Raw genomic sequence first — 21,044 nt, forward strand, 5'->3', positions numbered from 1 at the left:
TCATATGTCAGACAAACAATTAAAAGATATAGATTACTCCGTACTAGATTTAGCACCTGTTATAGAAGGCGGGAGTCCGGCAGAGTCATTCGCAAACAGTGTAAATTTAGCACAAAATGTAGAGAAGATGGGGTTCACCAGGTATTGGATGGCCGAACACCATAATATGCCGTTCATTGCCAGCTCGGCCACCTCTGTAGCGATCAGCCATATTGCCCACCACACCTCAACTATCCGAGTAGGGGCAGGGGGAATCATGCTGCCGAACCATGCACCTTTAGTGATTGCTGAGCAATTTGGTACTTTGGAAACATTATTTCCCGGCCGTATTGATTTAGGACTGGGCCGTGCACCAGGGACTGACCAGACCACAGCCTATGCCCTTCGACGCAATAAGGACGGAGACGCTAATAACTTTCCAGCTCAATTGGATGAACTGAGAGGCTACTTCGACCCTACTCTCTCTACAGGAATCCGTAGTGTGCGTGCTGTTCCTGGTGAAGGTCTGAATGTTCCCATTTGGCTGTTAGGATCAAGTGGCTTCAGCGCTCAATTGGCTGGCCAATTAGGGTTGCCTTTTTCATTTGCAAGTCACTTTTCACCTAATAATACAATGGGTGCACTAGACTTATACCGCCGTAACTTTACAGCATCATCTACTTTGAGTGAACCACATGCTATGCTGGGCGTAAATATAATTGCAGCCGATACTGACGAAGAAGCGGAGCGTCTCGCTACTTCTTTATATCAACAATTCCTGAACCTTGTACGCAATACAAACATGCTTCTCCAGCCCCCTGTAGAGAACATGGATGATATTTGGATGGAGCACGAAAAGCATGCTCTTCAGCAACAGCTAGGATCCTCTATCATTGGCGGACCCGATAAAGTCAGAAAAGAACTAGAAACATTTGTTGCCGACACACAAGCAGATGAAATAATGGTAATCTCTCAAATTTATGATCATGGTGCTAGAGTACGTTCGTACGAAATTGTAGCCGATATCATGAATTCATAAATATAAACCCAGCGGTTGCCGCTGGGTTTGTTTATAATTCAGAGACTCATCCCAATATTTTAATAGTAGTGAACTTACTATACTGGAGGCGATCATAATGGAAGAACCGGTTGGTCCATGCGTATCTTGCGGAAAAACCGTCTATTGTAAGGATGGATTTTTAGACGGCGTCATTACTCATGACCGCTCTCTCTTATGCACGATATGTGCATACAAAGAAGAGAAAGAATCTTGATTATAAACTTTGTAAGTACTCACACACCGTTTCTATACCGTTAGTGAAGTTTTCGATATGAAAATGCTCATTTGGGGCATGCAGGTTCTCAGAATTCAAGCCAAACCCCATCAATACCACAGGCGCACCCAAAACTCGGGCAAAAACTTCAACAATAGGAATTGAGCCCCCTTCTTTAGGGAATAGAGGACGAACACCGTATACTTTCTCATAAGCATCCGCTGCTTTTTGCAAATCAGGATGGGTGGAATCAATGGATACCGGATTTGCATGAACAAGCTGGTTTAAACTCACCCGGCTCCCAACTGGGGTGTTCACTTCGATGTGCTTTTCAATTAAACGGTATATCTCCTGAGGGTCCTGATCACCTACCAGGCGGCAGCTAATCTTAGCTTCTGATTTACTAGGTACAATCGTTTTCAACCCTTCTCCCTGGAAGCCTCCTCCTATACCGTTGATTTCTAAAGTCGGCCGAATACCTGTACGTTCTTGAAAACTGAATCCTTCTTCCCCGTATAAAGCATCTAAGCCAAGCTCTCTCTTTGTTTTCTCTTCATCAAAGGGAATATTACCTACCTCTTCCCTAAGCTCATCAGTAAGCTCTGGGACGCCTTTATAGAAGTTTTCAACAGCTACTTCACCTTTTTCATTGTGAAAGGAGTTCAATAAACGGACGAGAGAATGTACTGCATTCGGTACTCCCCCGCCATATGATCCAGAATGGAGGTCTGTGTTTGCAGTTTCCAGCTGCAACTCAAGAGCGAGAGCCCCTCGTAAAGAAGTACAAATGGCCGGCAGACCTTTTTCTATAAACGAAGTATCGGAAATGAGGACAGTATCCGCCGCTAATTTATCGGTTTGTTCATGTATGAACGGAGCAAGGTTCGGGCTAGCGATCTCTTCTTCTCCCTCTATGCAGAATTTGATGTTCACTGGCAGAGTACCGTGCTTCTCCATTAACAGTTCAACAGCCTTTAAATGAATAAATAGTTGTCCTTTATCATCTGTGGCTCCTCGAGCAAAAATTTTCTCGTCTCTGATTACAGGGTCGAATGGAGACGTGTCCCATAACTCCAGTGGATCAGCTGGCTGTACGTCATAATGTCCATAGACGAGAACCGTCTGCTGACCTTCTGCATGGAGCCAGTCAGCATACACAATGGGGTGACCATCCGTTTCGATCACTTCTGCGTTCTCTAATCCCGCTTTTATAAGTGAAGCTTTTAACCACTCAGCCCCCCTATTCACTTCGTTCTTATATTCTAATAAAGCAGAAATACTAGGAATACGGAGAAACTCCATCAGCTCTTCCAAAAATTCATTTTTATGTAGATTAATTTCTTGTTTCATTAATAATTCCTCCTTACGTGCGGTTATTTCTATTGTATCAAAGTTTTTAGGAGCTCTTTAATTCGACAAAAAAACTCTTTGAGCAATGCCCAAAGAGTTTCTTAACCTATTCTATATACAATCAGTTTTGCTGATTTACTTCTAGTACAGGTGTAACTTGGTGTGATGGCTGCGCCACTGTCTTTCGCTTTTTGCGAAATGACTGGATTTTGTCTGCGGCTGCTAAAACTAAAAAAGTGAGAAGAATAGTTAAAGACAACACATAAAGAGATGTCAGCATAAGCCAAAGTCCCCTTCCTCGATCAAATTCTTCAATATTTCATTAAATCCTCTTATATAATACCAAATTTTCTACTAATGTAAATATATTTTTTATATTCTCTTATTTCCTATGGAATTCTCATATATCCCATACTATAAGCAAAATAAAAAAACTCACCAGCACCGGCTGATGAGTTTCCAAATTATTTAGATGTCTCTATATTTTGACGCTTGTTCTTTATTAATTTTCTTGCTGGTGCAGTTTCCTGCCGTGCAGCCTTAAAGAAAGAAGCCCCCATCAAGAGAACTACTACGGAAAAAGGTAAGGCTGCAATGATCAATACATTTTGCAGGGCTGCGGTACCCCCGAAATAAACAACACTTGCAGCCATAGACGATAGTACGATTCCCCAGATGATTTTCACAGAATTGTGAGGCTCTATTGATCCATCTGTACTCAACATCCCTAACACAAATGTTGCGGAGTCTGCCGAGGTAATGAAAAATATGGCCACTACGAAAATTGTAATGATAGACATCAAGAAACCGAGCGAATAATGTTCAAGCATACCAAATGTTGCCGTTTCCATAGGAAATTCCGAAATGGCTACAATTCCATTCTGTTCCAGATCCAAAGCAGACACGCCAAACACGGCAAAGAAGATAAAGCACACTATGGAAGGTACTAGCAGTACACCCAGCATGAATTCTTTAATCGTACGGCCTTTCGATATCCGGGCGATGAATATTCCGACAAATGGGGACCAGGAAATCCACCATGCCCAGTAGAAAATCGTCCAGTTGTTAATCCAGGTGCGATTCTCATCGTCTAGCGGTTCCAACTGGAAGCTCATATTGAAGAAGTCTGTCATATATCCGCCTAATGTTGTCGTAAACATGTTCAGGATGAGTATCGTAGGACCCACGATGAAGAGCATCAACATCAGCACGAATGCCAGCCCCATATTTATATTACTTAAATACTTAATTCCTTTACTAATACCAGTCCAGGCAGAAAAAATAAATAGTACGGTAGCGGTGACTAATACAATCATCTGCAAGCTGAACGTATCCGGCCAATCAAATAAGAACACTAACCCTTCTTTGATTTGGGCAGAACCGAACCCTAAAGTAGACGCCACTCCAACTACAGTAGCAATGACAGCGAGAGAGTCAATTAACTTACCAGGTACTCCGTTCATGCTTTTCTCTCCAAAAACAGGTATGAGCGTTGCGCTGATCAAACCTTTCGATCCCTTATGAAATTTAAAATACGCTAAAGCTAAAGCGACTACTCCGTATACAGCCCAGGCATGAACACCCCAGTGGAAGAAAGAATATTGGAGAGCTTCCTTGATCGCAGTGTCTGACCCGGCTTCTGCCCCCGGAGTTGATAGAAAAGCGTGAGAAGCTGGTTCAGCGGTCGTCCAAAAAACAAGTCCCATCCCCATTCCTGCACTGAACAGCATAGCGAACCAACTCGGGAGACTGAATTCAGGGACATCATCAGCTTTCCCTAATTTAATTTTGCCTAATTTTGAAAAAATCAAATATGTACAAAATGCAAGCATAACCACTACAATCAATAAATAATACCACCCAAATTTATCAGAGAAAAAAGATGTGGTCTCTGCTGTTAAAGTTTGTAATTGCGAGGGCGCTGTACCTCCCCATACTACAACAAGCCCGCATACAATAAGTGATAGCCAAAATACCGCAGTTACGTTTTTCATTACTTCACCTCAACAAAAAATTTCCAATTCATTTTCACTTTCCCCAAATAACAATTTATAAACAAATTCGACAAAATTCTATTGTGAGAAATAAAAAAAACTCATCCTTCTTCAGGATGAGTTTCATAATATGAATTTTATTATAGCAGTGAAATAATAAAGCTGATAACTACAATAGCTCCAATAATCATAAGGATTGTTCTTAACATGAATGGACACCTCTCTTCACTTTGTTACTAATTACATACCTTATTTATCAGCTGTCGAAACAGGAAATATACTCAAAACTTCACTTTTCTAATATATTATTTAAAATCATTAAAAAGAACTAGACCTATAGGAGGTCTAGTTCTCATCTTATGGAAGTACAGTGGACCCCATTAAGTAACGGTCACATTCGCGAGCAGCTTCTCGTCCTTCATTAATTGCCCAGACGATCAAACTTTGTCCTCTTCGCATATCTCCTGCTGCAAATACACCATCAATGTTGGTATCATACTTCCCATATTCAGCTTTTACATTGGATCGTTCTGTTGTTTCCACACCAAGCTTTTGAATTAAATCCTGGTCTGGACCGCTAAAACCGATGGCCAACAATACGAGATCCGCCTTCCAAACTTTTTCTGTTCCAGGAATCTCACGGCGTGAACGGTTTCCTTTTTCATCAAAAACTAATTCCACATTTACTGTATGCACCTCTTTGACACGTCCGTTCTCATCGCCGACGAAACGCTTTGTCATAACAGCATAAGCACGAGGGTCTCTACCAAGTTTCGCATCAGCTTCATTATGGCCATACTCGACACGGTGAACGATAGGGTATTGCGGCCAAGGGTTCGTCAAATCATCACGTTCCTCGGCTTTCTTATCGTAAATATCGAACTGTGTAAGGCTCTTGCAATCGTGTCTGACAGACGTAGCCAGACAATCAGTGCCTGTATCTCCACCACCGATTACGATGACATCTTTGTCTTTTGCAGAAATATAGTTTCCGTCTTCATGGTTAGAGTCCAGTAAGCTTCTCGTATTCGAGTGAAGAAAGTCCATAGCATAGTGTATCCCTTTAAGACTTCTTCCTTCAGCTTCGATATTACGATGGACGGTTGCACCCCCACATAGAATCACGGAGTCAAATTCTTCACGAAGTCTTGAAACTGGGTAATGACGGCCGACTTCAATGTTTGTGAAAAACTGAATTCCCTCTTGTTTCAAAATATCTACTCGACGCTGGACGACGGAGTAAGGAAGCTTCATTTCCGGGATGCCGTAAGTAAGCAGTCCGCCGATTCGGTCGTTTCGTTCATACACTGTCACCCAGTGTCCAGCTTTGTTCAATTGGGCAGCTGTAGCAAGGCCAGCTGGCCCTGATCCTACAACAGCCACTTTTTTACCTGTACGGGATTTAGGAGGCTCAGGCTTGACCCATCCATTCTCAAACCCTTTTTCAATAATGGAACGTTCTACCGTCCGAATCGCTACCGGAGGTTCATTGATCCCGAGAACACAAGCCCCTTCACATGGTGCTGGACATGCGAACCCTGTAAATTCAGGGAAATTGTTCATTTCATGTTCTTTTTTCAGTGCTTCTTTCCACTGACCTCGATAAACTAGATCATTCCACTCAGGAATTAAGTGATAGACCGGACACCCTGTGGTCGATCTATTCACTTCCATCCCTGTTTGGCAAGTTGGAACGCCACAGTCCATGCAGCGCGCCCCTTGCATCTGTACTTCCTCCTCAGATAGGGGGAGAGTATAATCATTCCAATCTTTTGTACGTTCGGCAGGATCACGTTCTTTTAGTGTTTGCCTGTTGTACTCCATAAAACCAGTCGGCTTTCCCATCAGATCCCCTCCTGTTGTAATTGATTAGGCTTTCACTGGTTCTTTCGTACTTTCATCAAACGCCGCCATTTCAGCGTCAAATTTATCTAATCCGCTCTCTTTAAGGACTTTGATTCTTTGCTGCATATCATAATAAGCTTCAGGAATGACACGCTTGAACATTGGCACGCTATTTTCCCAATCATCGAGAATACGCTTGCCTTTCGGGCTGTTCGTATAGTCGACATGTTGTTGAATCATATGATAGAGCTCTGTTATTTCCTGATCATCTTCTAATGGATCTACAAGGACAAGCTCCTTGTTACATTTGCGGTCAAATTCATCGGCTTCATCCAGAACGTAGGCGACTCCGCCTGACATTCCTGCAGCAAAGTTACGGCCTGTAGCTCCTAACACCACAACTTTACCGCCAGTCATATATTCACACCCGTGGTCTCCTACTCCTTCGACAACTACTTCAGCTCCACTATTTCTTACGCAGAACCGTTCTCCTGCAAGGCCATTTACGAACGCTTTACCATCGGAAGCTCCGTAAAAGGAAACGTTACCTACAATCGTGTTGTCTTCCGGAATAAAGGTCGACTTCTTAGATGGATGAACTATAATTTTCCCTCCGGACAACCCTTTTCCTACATAGTCATTGGCATCTCCAATTAATCGGAGAGTCATTCCTTTAGGAATAAAAGCGCCGAAGCTCTGGCCAGCTGAGCCTTTAAACGTAAGACTTACCGTATCTTCATCCAATCCTTTTTCACCGTATCGGCGAGTGATTTCACTGCCCAAAATTGTACCTGTGACACGGTGGATGTTTCTAATTGAGCCTGTGGCTGTGACTTTCTCGCCTTTTTCCAGGGCATCTTTACATAGAGGAATGAGCTCTTCGTTGTCAATTGTTTTATCTAACCCATGATTTTGTTCTTTCGTTGCGTAACGGCCGACATCTTCCGCCACTTCTGGTTTGTAAAGCAGGGCAGACAAATCTACACCTTTTGCTTTCCAGTGATCAACATTTTCATTGGCTTCAAGAATATCTGTACGGCCAATCATTTCATTTATCGTACGGAAACCTAACTCAGCCATAAGTTCACGCGCCTCTTGTGCAACAAACCTCATAAAATTGGCTACATGCTCAGGGTCTCCGGCATATTTCTTCCTAAGTTCAGGATCTTGAGTAGCTATTCCGACAGGACAAGTATTTAAATGGCACACTCGCATCATAACGCAGCCAAGTACGACTAATGGTGCGGTTGAGAATCCATATTCTTCAGCACCAAGCAATGTAGCTACAACTACATCCCGGCCTGTCATCATTTTCCCATCTGTTTCAACGACGATACGATCACGAAGTCGATTCAAAAGCAGGGTTTGATGAGTTTCCGCCAGGCCTATTTCCCACGGAAGACCTGTATGCTTCAAACTTGTACGAGGTGCTGCACCAGTACCTCCATCATAGCCACTGATCAGAACAAGGTCAGCCCGTCCTTTTGCTACACCAGCGGCAATCGTACCTACACCGACAGCCGATACGAGCTTCACGCTCACTCGCGCTCTTGGGTTGGCATTTTTCAAGTTATGAATGAGCTCTGCCAAATCCTCGATCGAATAGATGTCATGGTGAGGAGGCGGGGAAATCAACTCTACACCGGTGGTCGATCCTCGAACTTCGGCAATCCAAGGATAAACTTTCTTCCCTGGGAGATGTCCGCCTTCCCCTGGCTTAGCTCCCTGCGCAATCTTGATTTGGATTTCATCGGCATTGACAAGATAATGGCTCGTTACTCCAAACCGTCCAGATGCCACCTGTTTTATAGAACTTCGGCGGGAGTCTCCATTTTCGTCAGGAGTAAAACGGTCAGTGTCCTCTCCGCCTTCTCCTGTATTACTCCGCCCGCCTACACGGTTCATGGCTATAGCCAGTGCTTCATGAGACTCCTGACTGATAGAGCCGTAGGACATAGCCCCTGTCTTGAAACGTTGACAAATGTCTTCGACAGATTCTACTTCATCCAACGGGATCGAGTCACGCTTCTTAAAGGATATCAATCCACGCAATGACTGCAGGTTATTTGTTTCATCAGTCAGCAGTTTAGAATACTCCTGGAAGAGATTATAGTCATTTGTACGGCACGCATGCTGTAACGTATGAATCGTTTTCGGATTATACTGATGATCCTCGCCATTGGCACGATATTGGTAATCATCCCCGGGATCCAGCGTTTTCACGCTCTTCCGTTCATCTCCATACGCGTTGTAGTGTCGCATGAGTACTTCTTTTTCAATGATATCAAGACCGATTCCACCTAATCGGGAAGCTGTCCGAGTGAAATAGCGGTCAATGACCTCAGGGTGGATACCGACCGCTTCAAAAATCTGCGCACCTCGGTAACTCTGAATCGTAGAGATTCCCATTTTAGAAAGCACCTTGATAACCCCATCTGTTACTGCGTTAACAAAGCGATTGACCGCTACATCAAGCGATTCAACCTCCAGATCACCTTTCTCGATCAAATCATTTATTGACTCATACGCTAAATAAGGATTAATACCTTCAGCACCATATCCAAGCAGTGTTGCAAAATGGTGGACTTCGCGTGGTTCTGCTGATTCCAGAAGAATACTGACTTTCGTACGAGTTCCTTGACGAATTAAATGGTGGTGGAGACCTGACACCGCTAATAAAGCAGGAATGGCAGCATGATCACGGTCTACTCCACGGTCCGATAGGATGAGTAAAGTCGTTCCTTTCTCAACTTCTTCATCAGCTTTTTTGAACACTTCGTCGAGAGCCGCCTCCATTTTATTTGAGCCTTCTTCAGCTGCAAATAGAATCGATAGAGTTTGGGATTGAAAACCCTCTACATTTTGCTGACGCAGCGTTTCCAGTTGGTCATCTCTTAATACTGGAGTTTGCAAACGTATTTTCCGACAGCTGTCAGGCTGAGGCTCCACAAGGTTCCCCTCGGACCCAATCGTCGTTTCTACCATTGTGATGATCTTTTCTCGGATAGCATCGATCGGCGGGTTTGTAACCTGGGCGAAAAGCTGCTTGAAGTAGCTGTAAAGCAACTGCGGCTTTTTCGATAAGACGGCCAAAGGTGAGTCGTATCCCATAGAACCGACAGGATCCTTACCACCTGAAACAAGCGGCTTTAAAATTTTATTTAGCTCTTCTGTTGTATAACCGAATGCCAACTGTTGGTCGAGAAGGCTGTCTATTGTATGGTCTGGTTTTGATTTTGGTTTCGGTAAGTCTTCTAAATCCATCTTATATTCTTTTAACCATTCACCATAAGGCTCCTGGTTGGCGATTTCTAGTTTAATCTCTTCATCAGGAATAATTTCACCTTTTTCAAGGTCGACTAACAGCATTTTCCCTGGATGTAGACGATCTTTATACAGAATATCATCCGCAAAAATATCCAGGGCTCCCACCTCAGAACCAAGGACGATCATGCCATCCTTCGTCACATAATAACGAGCTGGGCGCAGACCATTACGGTCAAGACAAGCTCCAACCTGCTTACCATCTGTATACGCAAGGGCAGCAGGGCCATCCCAAGGCTCCATCAAACAGCTATGATATTCATAGAAGTCTTTCTTCTTAGGGTGGATAGAGTCATCATTGGCCCATGGCTCCGGTACCATCATCATTGCTGAATGAGCAAGTGAACGTCCAGAAAGGTATAGGAACTCAAAAGCATTATCGAACATGGAGGAGTCACTGCCGTTAGAGTCGATGACAGGCAGAAGCTTTTGCAAATCTTCGTCGCTGAAATGCTTTGATTCACACAACTCCTGTCTTGCTCTCATCCAGTTCACGTTACCTCGCAATGTATTGAACTCTCCGTTGTGGATCGTATAGCGGTTCGGGTGAGACCTTTTCCAGCTTGGAAAAGTGTTTGTACTAAAGCGAGAGTGGACGAGCGCTAACGCGGTCTTGAAATCCGGATGGTTCAAATCAATGTAGAAAGAGTCTAACTGTTCTGGAATAAGCATTCCTTTATATACAATCGTACTGGAGGAAAGACTGCTGAAATAAAAATCGTCGTATCCTTCTCCTCCAGCAATTTCAATTTCTGCACGCTTACGGATAATGTATAAACGACGTTCAAGGTCCATCTTCGTTTTAATGCCTTCTGCTGGTGCTATAAACGCCTGACGGATGAATGGTTTCGTTTTTTTCGCATCGTTTCCTACAAAAGAATCGTTAATAGGAACGGTACGCCAGCCTAAGAAATTCTGGCCTTCCTCCTTGACGATTTTTTCGAACAACTGTTTACAATGCATACGAGCTTCGTGATCTTCGGGCAAAAACACCATTCCGATGCCGTATTCACCTTCTGGCGGAAGTTCGATATCTTCTTTCTCGCACTGTTTCTCAAAAAAGTAATGAGGAATCTGTGTTAAAATTCCTGCACCATCTCCTGTGCTGATATCAGCCGCCTGGCCGCCACGGTGTTCTAAATTACAAAGGATTGTAATAGCGTTCTCAACAATACTATGTGATTTTGTTCCATTAATATTTGCTAGCATTCCTATCCCACAAGCTTCATGCTCGTTGTCAGGGTGATACAACCCTTGAGGAATCGGATATCCGTTTTTTTGCATATTTGTTCCCCCTCATTTACTAATCATTGAAGTCTCTACGCAAAAGTGACAAAATTCTGTTTTTTTCAGTTTCATATAAGTATAGCATGAAGGAAGGTACATTTCACGCTCCAAACCCTCTAATAGAGCGTTTTTGAGTTAATAATCTGATAATTCTGATATTTATATATATTGTTTGAATCCCTGTAATGAATGGAGTTATCTAAATAGGCGCTAAAAATGAAAGCGCAACCAAATTTATTTCAAAAAAATTTCATTTGATAGATTTTCTCACAATCCAGTTCAATTTTTTTCCATTTTATACACTAAAATCATCGTTTTTGCATATAGTTACACAGTTATGCAAAAATTAGATCTAATAGGACGAGGTGAGCAAAATGAATAAAACTAAAAGAATCAAAGATTACGGAGTAGATATTGGTCACCTTCGTGCAGGGAAAAATAACTTGATTACCGATGTACCTGGAGTGACAGTTGGCCAAGTGACACTCAGCGATAAGCAGATGCAGACAGGGGTCACGGCTATCCTTCCGCATCAAGGTGACCTTTTTCATGAAAAAGTGATCAGCTCCGCCTATGTGGTCAATGGTTTCGGTAAGACAATGGGCTTGGTCCAAGTTGAAGAAATGGGAACGATAGAAACTCCCATAGTGCTGACCAATACATTAAATATAGGGACAGCAGCTGATGCCGTCATAGACTATATGTTATCCAGAACCCCTGAAATTGGACGAACAACGGGTACTGTAAATCCGATTGTCGGTGAATGCAATGATATGTTTTTAAACGACATACGAGAGCGTTACGTTACGAAGGAACATGTAACTGCTGCCATCAATCAGGCCTCTGACGTCTTTAAAGAAGGAACAGAAGGTGCTGGAACCGGTATGCTTTGCTACTCTCTAAAAGGCGGAGTGGGATCATCCTCCAGATTAATAGAATTGCAGGATAAGACGTATACACTTGGCGTTTATGTGGTCACCAATTTCGGAGCATTACATGATTTAATGATTGGAGGACGCTCAATAGGAAAGGATTTACATAATAAGCTAAAGACTTCTGAAGATGAAAAAGATAAAGGTTCGGTTATGATCATTGCTGCCACCGACCTGCCTGTAACTGAAAGGCAGTTAAACAGGATATTGAAAAGAAGCGTTACAGGACTATCAAGAACGGGAAGCATCATTGCAAATGGAAGCGGTGAAATTGTCATAGGTTTCTCTACAGCTACTAAAATCCCTCATAATAAAACGGACGGATTACAAAACATTCTTTCCATTCATGAAGAAGACCTTGATACAGCGTTTCGCGCAATCGGAGAAGCTACAGAAGAAGCAGTTCTCAATTCGTTAATTACTGCCCGTCATGTAGTGGGCAGAAATGGGAATGAAAAACCTGCACTACGCGATTTATTGCATAAGTTCTCCATCGAATTAAATAAATAATTAAGACCGTATAATCACAATCAGCCAGCCCTTCTAAAAAGGACTGGCTGATTTTTTTGTTTTAAGAAGTCGATTCTCAATCGGATTGTTTCTCAGAAGGCAGCAGCAAAGGCTGAGGCCTACATTTCTTTTTCGTCAATTCAGAAACGATAAAAATGAAGATGAATGCAGCGATACAAGCCACAGTTCTAAATGGAAATAGAACGATGCCGTCCGCATCAATCATCGGATATGGTAAAAATGCAGGAAGGCCAAGTGCTGGCTCCCCTCCTCCCAATCTAAGGAATACGGCTACTGAAAATCCAGCAATTGATCCATAAAGGTTCGCGTTTTTATAAAACAGTGCCATTGTCAATTGAGGAAACAGTACAGTATACACTAAATCAGAAGCTAAATACCAAAGAGTATAAACACTTTGAACGTTTAAGGCGATGATCATTGCGCCTACTCCTACAATGATGATCATCCGTTTAATGATTTTTTTCAGCTTGTCCTGGCTGGCTTTCGGGTTAATTAATGGACGATAAATGTTCCAGGATGCCATCGATGATGCTGACAAAATTGAAGAGTCCATGGATGACATAACAGCTGCTGCAAGAGCTCCTAACCCGATAGCAGATATGATTTCAGGCGTTAAGTAACGCAATACGTGCGGCAATACAACGGATGCGTTTTCAGGTGTCGGGAGACCCATCCCTGCCCAATCGATGTTATATCCTACCACTCCGATGATTACTGCTGGAATGGCAGCAAGGATACAAATAACACCCGCCGTAATAGACAGCCACATCGCCGTTTTTTCATTTTTTGCTGAAAGAACACGCTGGAAATATACTTGCCACGCAATACCACCAAAAATAAGCAGCAAGGCGTAATCAATCCAATTCCAGTAATAATCTCCCCAGTCCGGATGATTCCATCCATCTAAAGGAGGAAACAAGTTAGAGTAAGTCCCCATTTCTGAGGAGTAATTCCCCCAGGCCGATTCTAGACCACCTACATGACCTAAAGTAAAAGGAATCACTAATACTAGACCTATCAGCAAAACGGCCATTTGGAACACGTCCGTATAGGCGACGGCCCACATTCCACCAGCTACGGTATAAGCGATGGCGATGATTCCTGATAATATAATGGAAGTTGTAAAATCAATATTTAAGATCGTACCAAATGTAGTCCCTAACGCTGTAAGTATAGCAGCACTCCAGAACATTTCTCCTAGTAAAGCCGGGATATATAAAATACCCGCCATCCGTTTACCAAACCTTTGGTGCAGAGGGTCAAGAATTGTCATAAATTCATAACGGCGCATTTTTCTTGCGTAGAAAATACCGCCAATAATTAAACTTAGAGCATAACCCCAGGGAGCTTGAGCCCAAACAAGTCCATCACTGTAAGTGAATTCTGCGGTTCCATTCACATAACCGCCGCCTACCCATGTAGCGGCCATCGTGAACATTGCGATTCCAAGGGGGATGCTGCGCTTGGCAACCATCATATCTGAGAGGGAATTAGATTTTTTTGAAGCAAAAATTGCACCAATGTAATAAACAAGTGCATAAAACACGATCATCGCAATGAATCCACCCCAATGGATGTCATCATTCGTAAGGAAAATATAAAACATAAATATAACGACTGAGATTCCTAGTATCAACGCTGCAGCATTCTTTCTTAAGAATGACTGATTTTCATTTGACTGTTCTGTCATCGGCTTCACTCCTAATTATTTTTCTGAATATTCTGCAAGTTATAAAAGGCGGACGTTTTCTTGAAATAACGTATTCGCTATTTTACAAAGACGCGTCTACCTGCTTATTGTTTCTTAATTTCATCTACGGGAATGGCATCGAATAATTCGCCGCTTTCAATCGAAGCAACTAATTTTTGAAGCCAGTAATAATAAGGCTTAGAATCTTCCATCTGCCTATAAGTCAACAGAGCTTCTTCGCGTAAATTTCCATCTACAGATTCATTTTCAAGAAGTTGATCAAGCTCTTGCTGAGCCTTATGGATAGCGTCTAAATTAATCCTTGCTTCTCGCAGCCACTTTTTCGCAAAAAAGTTTGCGAAGAATTGAAAGAAGTCTTTTTCCGCCGCGAAAGTTTGTCTTCTCGTTCCTTTACGGAAAGTCTGCTTCACTATGTTATAGTCCTGAAGCTTCTTTACACCCGTACTCATGCTTGGCTTACTCATCCCCAGCTTTTCACGCATTTCGTCCAGGGTCATATCATTTCCGAAGTACATAGTTCCATACAAGTTGCCTGCACTCCTGGTGACGCCATACAAATCCATTGTTTCTGCAATTGAATCTATGACTAGCGCTTTTGCTTGTTCAAAAGAAGCACGCGCATTGTCTCCTTGTTGGTTCGACATTTACAACCTCCTCCAGACCAAACAAATAAACTTTATTAAATTTTTTCTTAACAAACTTATCTTAACGAATAATCTCATCTTGTCAAAACGTTAATCTTTTTATTACTTTGTTTTAGTCTATCAGGCCATACGATCAGCCCATTTTAAATTTTTTATTCGCTTTGACAAAAAAAATTAAAGCTGATATCGTAAATGTTATTAAATATGTTAAATGATTACTTAATAAAGTTAATAATTTACAAGCAAAAGAAGTAATGTATAACTCGAAAAAGCGCAAAACACTGTAGTATTCTATGCAGTTCAAGTTTGGTCAGCAGAATCACGATTATTTAAGCACAATAAAGTGTTCACGATGAGACTCGTTAAACGTGTAAGCCGAATTAAGCATGGAAACGATTTTGATGAAGAGACGAAAAATTGCACGTGTCCTAACGATTGAGAAGTTGTCTTTCAAAGAGGAGGCTGTATCCCTTGCTAACGATACTATCTATGATCTGGCTGACGCTGTTTGGTCAACGGACATCGAAAAAGACGAATACGCAGTTTTTAAATTACGATTAAGTTACCGTGACAGATCAACGACCTCCACTCCCTCTATACTCAAGCAGCACGGGGCAGATAAAAGCAGTCAGGATTGGTCGTGAGTAAGGCCGTCGTAGATTAGAAGAATATACATAAATGAAACGCTATGTAATAAATATCCTGAACCAATCCACTAGGTTTAAATAAATTTATTTGTGACAAAATCGGATGTTTCTAATGCAGGTATAACGAATCCAGTTGTCAATTTACTTCACAGAAAGAGACTGACGTAAAAGTTTTCACATTAATAGAATCAATCCTGACACACCAGTAGGTTCAGTAACGGAAGCTCTTTAAAGAGATAAAATATAGCACTTCGATAAAACAGCGTTTGTAACATTCTTAGTGAAGTACTTTCAGTCAAGAGGGTCTCCTTCAGTTTGTTAATCTTTCACCGCTTCTTTAGAGAATTGCTGAGTTTCATCACTCGCCACACACCAATGCAAAGCTTTTGCTAGTTCTTCTATAGGCACCTGAAAAGTATCTATACATAATACTTTTCAGGTGATCATTAAAAGATGGTTTCGTTTCGTTCCTCACACCATGGAAATGGGGAGACTCCTGCGGGAATGGATAGACTGGCTAGACCCCGGAGAGCTTTAGCTCGAGGAGGCTTGCCGTCTTCCCCGCTGAAAGCGAGTCATTTCCAAGACCTCATTCTCCAAACAAAAATAAAGAAACCGACCTTCCAAATTAGGTAGCTTATATGTTTATCAACACAGAAATTAAACATAGTTTTAAAATAAAAAATCCGCCAATTCTTTCGTTAGAAGAATTGGCGGATTTTATTATTTTTCCTGTCGATATTTCCCGGGAAATTTCAGGCAGCCTGGGCCCTTGATTTTTTCGGTGAAGAAATTGATAACAAACACAACCCACATAAAATAAGAGCCATCCCTATCCAGGACACTAAGGAGAAGACTTCTCCTACGACAAATACACCTAACAAAGCAGCCGTCAAAGGTTCTGCAAGCGACAAAGTTACCGCTGTAGAACCAGGCACCTTTATTAATCCTTTAGAAAATAATACGTACGCAACGCCTGTAGCCAATATCCCTAAATGGAGACTGACTAAAACACCATTGACGTTCGCCATCCATGATGAATCGAATACGAATAGGAACGGCGATAGTATGATCGCACTTAAGATGAAGACTACGGCTACCACTGTTATAGGCGAATGGTTTTTCACAAGCTTTTCACTAGTCAACGTATACGCCGCAAATGATAACCCGGCTCCGAGCGCAAGCAAAATACCTAAAGGGTCCACGGTAATTTCCACACTATTTAGAAAAAGCATGCCGCAGCCGATAATCGATAGACACGTGGCCATCCACCATCTTCTTGATTTTCTGCGTTTCATAAACAACCAATCGATTAAACCAGCCATAACCGGGGCGCTTCCTATTCCTACGACTGTGCCGACTGCTACTCCCGTTAAACTGACGGCTGAGAAGAAAAATGGCTGATAGCAGGCCATACTTATCGCTGCAAAAAAGACATATTTAGTATGCAAACCCCTGAATCGGAACTTATTCATAGCAAGTGCTGCCACAAATAAAAAGATACCGCCTACAGCTAAACGGACCGCACCGACCGATATAGGATGGCTGGCTGGAATAAAGGTTTGAGCTGTTCCAGTAGTTCCCCACAATACGGCGGCGAACATGACCATGAAATATGGAGCTTTCATTATGACCAGACACCGCCTATATCACCATGTATTTAAAATACGATGGTTTTATTTTCATGAACGATCAAGCGATCTTCTAAATGCCACTTCACACCACGAGCAAGAACGCTTCGTTCAATCGTACGTCCCATCTTTTTCAAGTCATCTATGCTGTCACGATGATCGACACGCATAATATCCTGTTCAATAATCGGACCTTCGTCAAGATCATTTGTAACGTAATGGGATGTTGCTCCAATCAGCTTCACACCACGCTCATAAGCCCGCTTATGAGGGTTGGCTCCAATAAAGGCCGGTAAAAACGAATGGTGGATATTAATGATCTTGAACGGATGCGCAGCAACGAATTCCGGGGTCAATATTTGCATATAGCGCGCAAGTACAATCAGATCGATCTCATATTCCTCTAATAAAGCCAGTTGTTTCTCTTCTACCTGTTTGCGAATATCCTTATTCGATGGAATGTGGTAGAAAGGCAAATTGAACGATTCAACAAGTTCTCGGCAATCTTCATGATTACTTACTACCAACCCAATGTCCGTAATAAGGTCTCCACTTTGCCATTCCAGTAAAAGTTCCCGCAGACAATGGAGTTCCTTTGAGCAGAAAATGGCTGTTTTCTTCACATCATAAGCACCTTTTAACGTCCATGTCATATCGAATTGTTCGGCAATCGAGTGAAAATCCTTACGCAGTTCCTCTTCCTTCTCCGGCAGGCGTGGTGAATCAAATTCGATACGCATGAAAAACTTTCCGTCTTGAGGGTCTGTCGTATATTGATTGGATTCAATGATATTCGCTTCATTTTTATGAAGGAACTGTGTGACTGAAGACACGATGCCCGGCTGGTCAGGACAATTTATGAGTAAACGTCCACTATTTTTATGTTTTTCCTTATAATTCTGCACTTGTTCTTGTATATATGATTTCATAACCTCTAGTTCTCCTTTTGTTTTAATCTATCATTACTATTGCCGCTCAAGAGGATTGTTAATCTTATTGAACAGCTTTTCGTTTAGACGAAGAGCTGATATTCAATTCTTCTCTATATTTAGCTACAGTCCTGCGGGAAATTATGATGGTATGCTCCCTATTTAAAACATCTGCTATCTTCTGGTCAGAGAGAGGCTTTTGCCGACTCTCATTTCTCACCAGTTCGCGTATGAGATATTTCACGTATTTTGATGATACAGAACCGCCCTGATGCAGCTGTAATTTCGATGTGAAAAACATCCTAAGCGGTACCGTGCCAAAAGGGGTCTGAATATATTTATGCGCGACTGTTCGGCTGACAGTAGATTCATGTCTATCAATTTCTTCCGCTATATCTTTCAGCTGCAACGGTGCAAAAGCTCCCTTTCCTTCATCGTTCAGAAAATCTATCTGTCGATCGACAATAGACTGCGCCACTTTGAGCATTGTTGTATGTCGTTTTTCGATACTGCGAATCAACCATGAAGCCTTATTATAGCAAGTTTTTACATACTCGCCAGCGGTACCTTCGATATTTTTATAGTGGCTGTTCATGTAAATGCGCGGCTCCCCATATTTATTCAGAGAAACCTCATACCTTTCCCCTACTTTCTCTACGTAAAAATCAGGTGCAATGTATTCTGCTTGTTTAGTAGAAGGCAGCATAGGACGTGGGCTCAAACTTTTTATTAGATTTGCGATGGTCATAACCTTCTGCCTTGTAATCGATAAGTGCTCCGCTAAATAGGCCCAGTTTTCATCGGCAAGTTCTGGTAAGTGATTCTCGATTACCAGACGGATAAGGGAAAAGTCAGCATGGTTCTTAACTTGGAAAAGTAAATACTCTCTAAAACCGTAACAGCCGAGCCCGCCTGGCTGAAGCTGCTTTAAAATGGACAAGCCACTTTCTACATCCTTCTCTTCCACATCTATCTCTGTAGCCAATTCTGCCTTCGTGTAAGGTAAAAATCCATTGTCATGAAGGTTCAAAATTAATTGGCTGACCACCTTCTTATCCATTTCACTCAATGTAAGCAATCGCTGTTCTTCAAGAAGTGTCTGCCGCCAATCTACTAGTCTCTCTGCATAGTCTTCTACTGTAAGATTAGGAGACGAGAAATTAGTTGGAGAAGGCTCTACAATTTCTATCAATGGATTTTCCATCGCTTGTTCCTTTATGAAATCAACTAATTCCACCTGGGTGTACTGTAAAAGAGAGATAGCTTGACGGAGCTCCTTCGTCATTTTTAAACGAGTCGATTGATTTTGAGTTAATTCGAGCTTCACGTCCTACCTCCTCCTCATAAGAGTTATACCTATTTTCGTTGATATGAAGACATTTTTCAAGGTAATTCATGAACAATCATGAAACACTCACTCTCCTTTTTTTACAATAAGCGACGTAAATGAATAGATATGATTACAACAACTCTATCGTCCTTGTTATAATGAATTGGTAGAGATTGTATCCACGGATTTCTGGAAGATTCGTGTGCTTGGTAAACGTAAACCAAGAGGAAGGTGGAGATCTAGTGAGTAAAAGTAAACCGAAAATTTTAGTATTAGGTGCAGGGTATGCAGGGATGATGACGGCAAAGAGACTCTCTCAGCAACTCAAGCCTGAGGAAGCAGAAATCGCTTTAGTCAACAAACACAATTATCACTACCTGACGACTTGGCTTCACGAAGTTGCAGCAGGAACGGAAGAACCTAACAAATCCAGGGTTATGATCAGTGACGTCCTAAATACGAAACGTGTCCAATTGCATTACGATACAGTTGTTGAAATCAAGAAGGATGAACAGCGCGTCGTTCTAGAAAACGGGGAGTTAAGCTATGACTATCTCGTCGTTGCTCTTGGATTTGAAACAGCAACTTTCGGTATACCTGGAATTAAAGAGCACGCTCTTAAGATTGAGAACATCAACAGCAGCAGATATATCCGTGACCATATAGAGTATCAGTTTGCTCGTTACAGCAGCGGAGTTGATAGAAATGAAGATTCATTGAACATCTTAGTTGGCGGAGCCGGATTTACTGGTATCGAATTTGTCGGTGAATTAGCTAAGCGTGTACCTGAATTATGCAAGGAGTACAACATCGACCGTGAGAAAGTCCGCATTATCAATGTAGAGGCGGCTCCTACTGTCCTCCCTGGATTTTCGGAGGATCTAGTAGAGTATGCGAAAAAATCTCTTGAAGATCGCGGAGTAGAATTCAGAATCGGTACTAAAATTCAAGAATGCACGGAAAAGGGATTTATTGTAGGAGACGACCGTGAAGAAATCAATGCCGGAACTGTCGTTTGGACTGGCGGAGTACAGGCGAACTCCATCGTCGGCGAATCCGGTTTTGAAATTTTCAAAGGAAAAGTGAACGTCAATGAGGACTTACGTGCACCAGGCTATGAAAATATCTTTGTAATCGGCGATTGTTCATGGGTTATGGACAAAGAAAGCGATAAGCCGTTCGCAGTAAACGCTCAGAGCGCAATTCAAGAAGCGGACACTTGTGCTTCCAACCTTACAGCTCTGCTGCGTAAAGAGCCTTTACAAAGCTTCCAGTTTGATTATAAAGGTACGGTAGCTTCTCTTGGCGGAAGTGATGCGATGGGAACAGTCCTGGATGATAAGAAGCTTTACGGTATGAGCGCAAAAGCAATGAAGAACGTAATAGATGACCGTTATTTATTCTTAGTCGGTGGTCCTAAGCTTGTCCTTAAAAAAGGGAAAGTACGCTTCTTTTAATTTTTCTTAAGGGGGAACGATATCATGAAAAATTTCTTATGGTTACTGACAGCTCTCACAGTTGGAGCTACTGTTCTTTATACGGCAGTCAGCCGAGTGGCGGAAGCTAATAGAGACTTTAGATAAACGGAAGAAGCCAGCCCCTTAATATAGGGAGCTGGCTTCTTTTTTACTCTTTT

At 42.2% G+C, this 21,044-nt stretch carries 14 protein-coding genes; 5 read left to right on the top strand and 9 right to left on the bottom strand.

The annotated features are described in order from the left end of the window. Window positions 1-4 precede the first annotated feature (4 nt). Together O2Q26_RS08050 and O2Q26_RS08055 are read left to right on the top strand one after the other, a co-directional pair. A complete protein-coding gene (locus O2Q26_RS08050; protein ID WP_289215430.1) occupies window positions 5-1,018 on the top strand; it encodes an LLM class flavin-dependent oxidoreductase in 1,014 nt (337 codons plus the stop codon). A gap of 97 nt (window positions 1,019-1,115) precedes the next feature. Next, window positions 1,116-1,253 carry a hypothetical protein gene (locus O2Q26_RS08055; protein WP_253934862.1) on the top strand — a complete coding sequence of 46 codons (138 nt, stop codon included), beginning with the start codon at window positions 1,116-1,118 and terminating at the stop codon, window positions 1,251-1,253. On the opposite strand, the gene O2Q26_RS08060 is transcribed toward O2Q26_RS08055, so the two are convergent. The 4 genes from O2Q26_RS08060 to gltB form a co-directional block, all read right to left on the bottom strand. Further along, window positions 1,254-2,603, bottom strand: a complete 1,350-nt coding sequence (locus O2Q26_RS08060) for a dipeptidase (protein WP_289215431.1) — start codon at window positions 2,601-2,603, stop codon at window positions 1,254-1,256. A 464-nt stretch (window positions 2,604-3,067) separates the two neighbouring features. Next, window positions 3,068-4,597: a BCCT family transporter gene (locus O2Q26_RS08065; RefSeq protein WP_289215432.1), complete on the bottom strand. Its 1,530-nt coding sequence runs from the start codon at window positions 4,595-4,597 to the stop codon at window positions 3,068-3,070. A 357-nt stretch (window positions 4,598-4,954) separates the two neighbouring features. Further along, on the bottom strand, window positions 4,955-6,442 hold the full coding sequence (locus O2Q26_RS08070; RefSeq protein ID WP_253934859.1) for a glutamate synthase subunit beta: 1,488 nt from the start codon (window positions 6,440-6,442) through the stop codon (window positions 4,955-4,957). Between the two features lie 24 nt (window positions 6,443-6,466). Next, window positions 6,467-11,050 carry a glutamate synthase large subunit gene (gene gltB, locus O2Q26_RS08075; RefSeq protein ID WP_289215433.1) on the bottom strand — a complete coding sequence of 1,528 codons (4,584 nt, stop codon included), beginning with the start codon at window positions 11,048-11,050 and terminating at the stop codon, window positions 6,467-6,469. A 377-nt stretch (window positions 11,051-11,427) separates the two neighbouring features. Here gltB and O2Q26_RS08080 point away from each other — a divergent pair, with 377 nt between their 5' ends. After that, complete coding sequence (locus O2Q26_RS08080; RefSeq protein WP_289215434.1) at window positions 11,428-12,495, top strand: DmpA family aminopeptidase; 1,068 nt, start codon at window positions 11,428-11,430, stop codon at window positions 12,493-12,495. A gap of 76 nt (window positions 12,496-12,571) precedes the next feature. Here O2Q26_RS08080 and O2Q26_RS08085 read toward each other — a convergent pair whose 3' ends face one another. Both O2Q26_RS08085 and cudC read right to left on the bottom strand, forming a co-directional pair. Further along, window positions 12,572-14,122 (bottom strand): high affinity choline transporter 1, encoded by a 1,551-nt coding sequence (locus O2Q26_RS08085; protein ID WP_289215712.1) that lies wholly within the window; start codon window positions 14,120-14,122, stop codon window positions 12,572-12,574. Window positions 14,123-14,310: 188 nt separating this feature from the next. Then, window positions 14,311-14,871 carry a choline uptake/conversion transcriptional regulator CudC gene (gene cudC / locus O2Q26_RS08090; RefSeq protein WP_289215435.1) on the bottom strand — a complete coding sequence of 187 codons (561 nt, stop codon included), beginning with the start codon at window positions 14,869-14,871 and terminating at the stop codon, window positions 14,311-14,313. 401 nt (window positions 14,872-15,272) lie between these two features. On the opposite strand from cudC, the gene O2Q26_RS08095 reads away from it, so the two are divergent. Further along, window positions 15,273-15,515 (top strand): hypothetical protein, encoded by a 243-nt coding sequence (locus tag O2Q26_RS08095; protein ID WP_289215436.1) that lies wholly within the window; start codon window positions 15,273-15,275, stop codon window positions 15,513-15,515. A gap of 758 nt (window positions 15,516-16,273) precedes the next feature. Here the strand turns inward: O2Q26_RS08095 and O2Q26_RS08100 are convergent. From O2Q26_RS08100 to rpoN, 3 genes are all read right to left on the bottom strand, one after another. Further along, window positions 16,274-17,146, bottom strand: coding sequence for an EamA family transporter (locus tag O2Q26_RS08100; protein WP_289215437.1), 873 nt, complete (start codon window positions 17,144-17,146; stop codon window positions 16,274-16,276). Window positions 17,147-17,178: 32 nt separating this feature from the next. Beyond that, window positions 17,179-18,078: a formyltetrahydrofolate deformylase gene (gene purU / locus O2Q26_RS08105; RefSeq protein ID WP_289215438.1), complete on the bottom strand. Its 900-nt coding sequence runs from the start codon at window positions 18,076-18,078 to the stop codon at window positions 17,179-17,181. Window positions 18,079-18,142: 64 nt separating this feature from the next. Further along, the gene (gene rpoN, locus O2Q26_RS08110) at window positions 18,143-19,405 is read right to left on the bottom strand and encodes an RNA polymerase factor sigma-54 (protein ID WP_289215439.1); all 1,263 of its coding nucleotides are present in this window, start codon (window positions 19,403-19,405) and stop codon (window positions 18,143-18,145) included. A gap of 245 nt (window positions 19,406-19,650) precedes the next feature. Here rpoN and O2Q26_RS08115 point away from each other — a divergent pair, with 245 nt between their 5' ends. Continuing rightward, window positions 19,651-20,865, top strand: a complete 1,215-nt coding sequence (locus O2Q26_RS08115) for an NAD(P)/FAD-dependent oxidoreductase (protein ID WP_289215440.1) — start codon at window positions 19,651-19,653, stop codon at window positions 20,863-20,865. The last annotated feature ends 179 nt before the right edge of the window (window positions 20,866-21,044 follow it).

The sequence above is a fragment of the Halobacillus campisalis genome (assembly GCF_030345335.1).
In the GTDB taxonomy this organism is placed as follows: domain Bacteria; phylum Bacillota; class Bacilli; order Bacillales; family Halobacillaceae; genus Halobacillus_A; species Halobacillus_A campisalis.

Bases quoted from the DNA above. Each gene is read 5' to 3' on its own strand.
- O2Q26_RS08060 (WP_289215431.1), bottom strand. From the start codon at position 2,603: ATGAAACAAGAAATTAATCTACATAAAAATGAATTTTTGGAAGAGCTG.
- O2Q26_RS08085 (WP_289215712.1), bottom strand. From the start codon at position 14,122: ATGTTTTATATTTTCCTTACGAATGATGACATCCATTGGGGTGGATTC.
- O2Q26_RS08095 (WP_289215436.1), top strand. From the start codon at position 15,273: ATGAAGAGACGAAAAATTGCACGTGTCCTAACGATTGAGAAGTTGTCT.
- purU (WP_289215438.1), bottom strand. From the start codon at position 18,078: ATGAAATCATATATACAAGAACAAGTGCAGAATTATAAGGAAAAACAT.
- O2Q26_RS08080 (WP_289215434.1), top strand. From the start codon at position 11,428: ATGAATAAAACTAAAAGAATCAAAGATTACGGAGTAGATATTGGTCAC.
- O2Q26_RS08100 (WP_289215437.1), bottom strand. From the start codon at position 17,146: ATGAAAGCTCCATATTTCATGGTCATGTTCGCCGCCGTATTGTGGGGA.
- O2Q26_RS08055 (WP_253934862.1), top strand. From the start codon at position 1,116: ATGGAAGAACCGGTTGGTCCATGCGTATCTTGCGGAAAAACCGTCTAT.
- O2Q26_RS08050 (WP_289215430.1), top strand. From the start codon at position 5: ATGTCAGACAAACAATTAAAAGATATAGATTACTCCGTACTAGATTTA.
- gltB (WP_289215433.1), bottom strand. From the start codon at position 11,050: ATGCAAAAAAACGGATATCCGATTCCTCAAGGGTTGTATCACCCTGAC.
- cudC (WP_289215435.1), bottom strand. From the start codon at position 14,871: ATGTCGAACCAACAAGGAGACAATGCGCGTGCTTCTTTTGAACAAGCA.
- O2Q26_RS08070 (WP_253934859.1), bottom strand. From the start codon at position 6,442: ATGGGAAAGCCGACTGGTTTTATGGAGTACAACAGGCAAACACTAAAA.
- O2Q26_RS08065 (WP_289215432.1), bottom strand. From the start codon at position 4,597: ATGAAAAACGTAACTGCGGTATTTTGGCTATCACTTATTGTATGCGGG.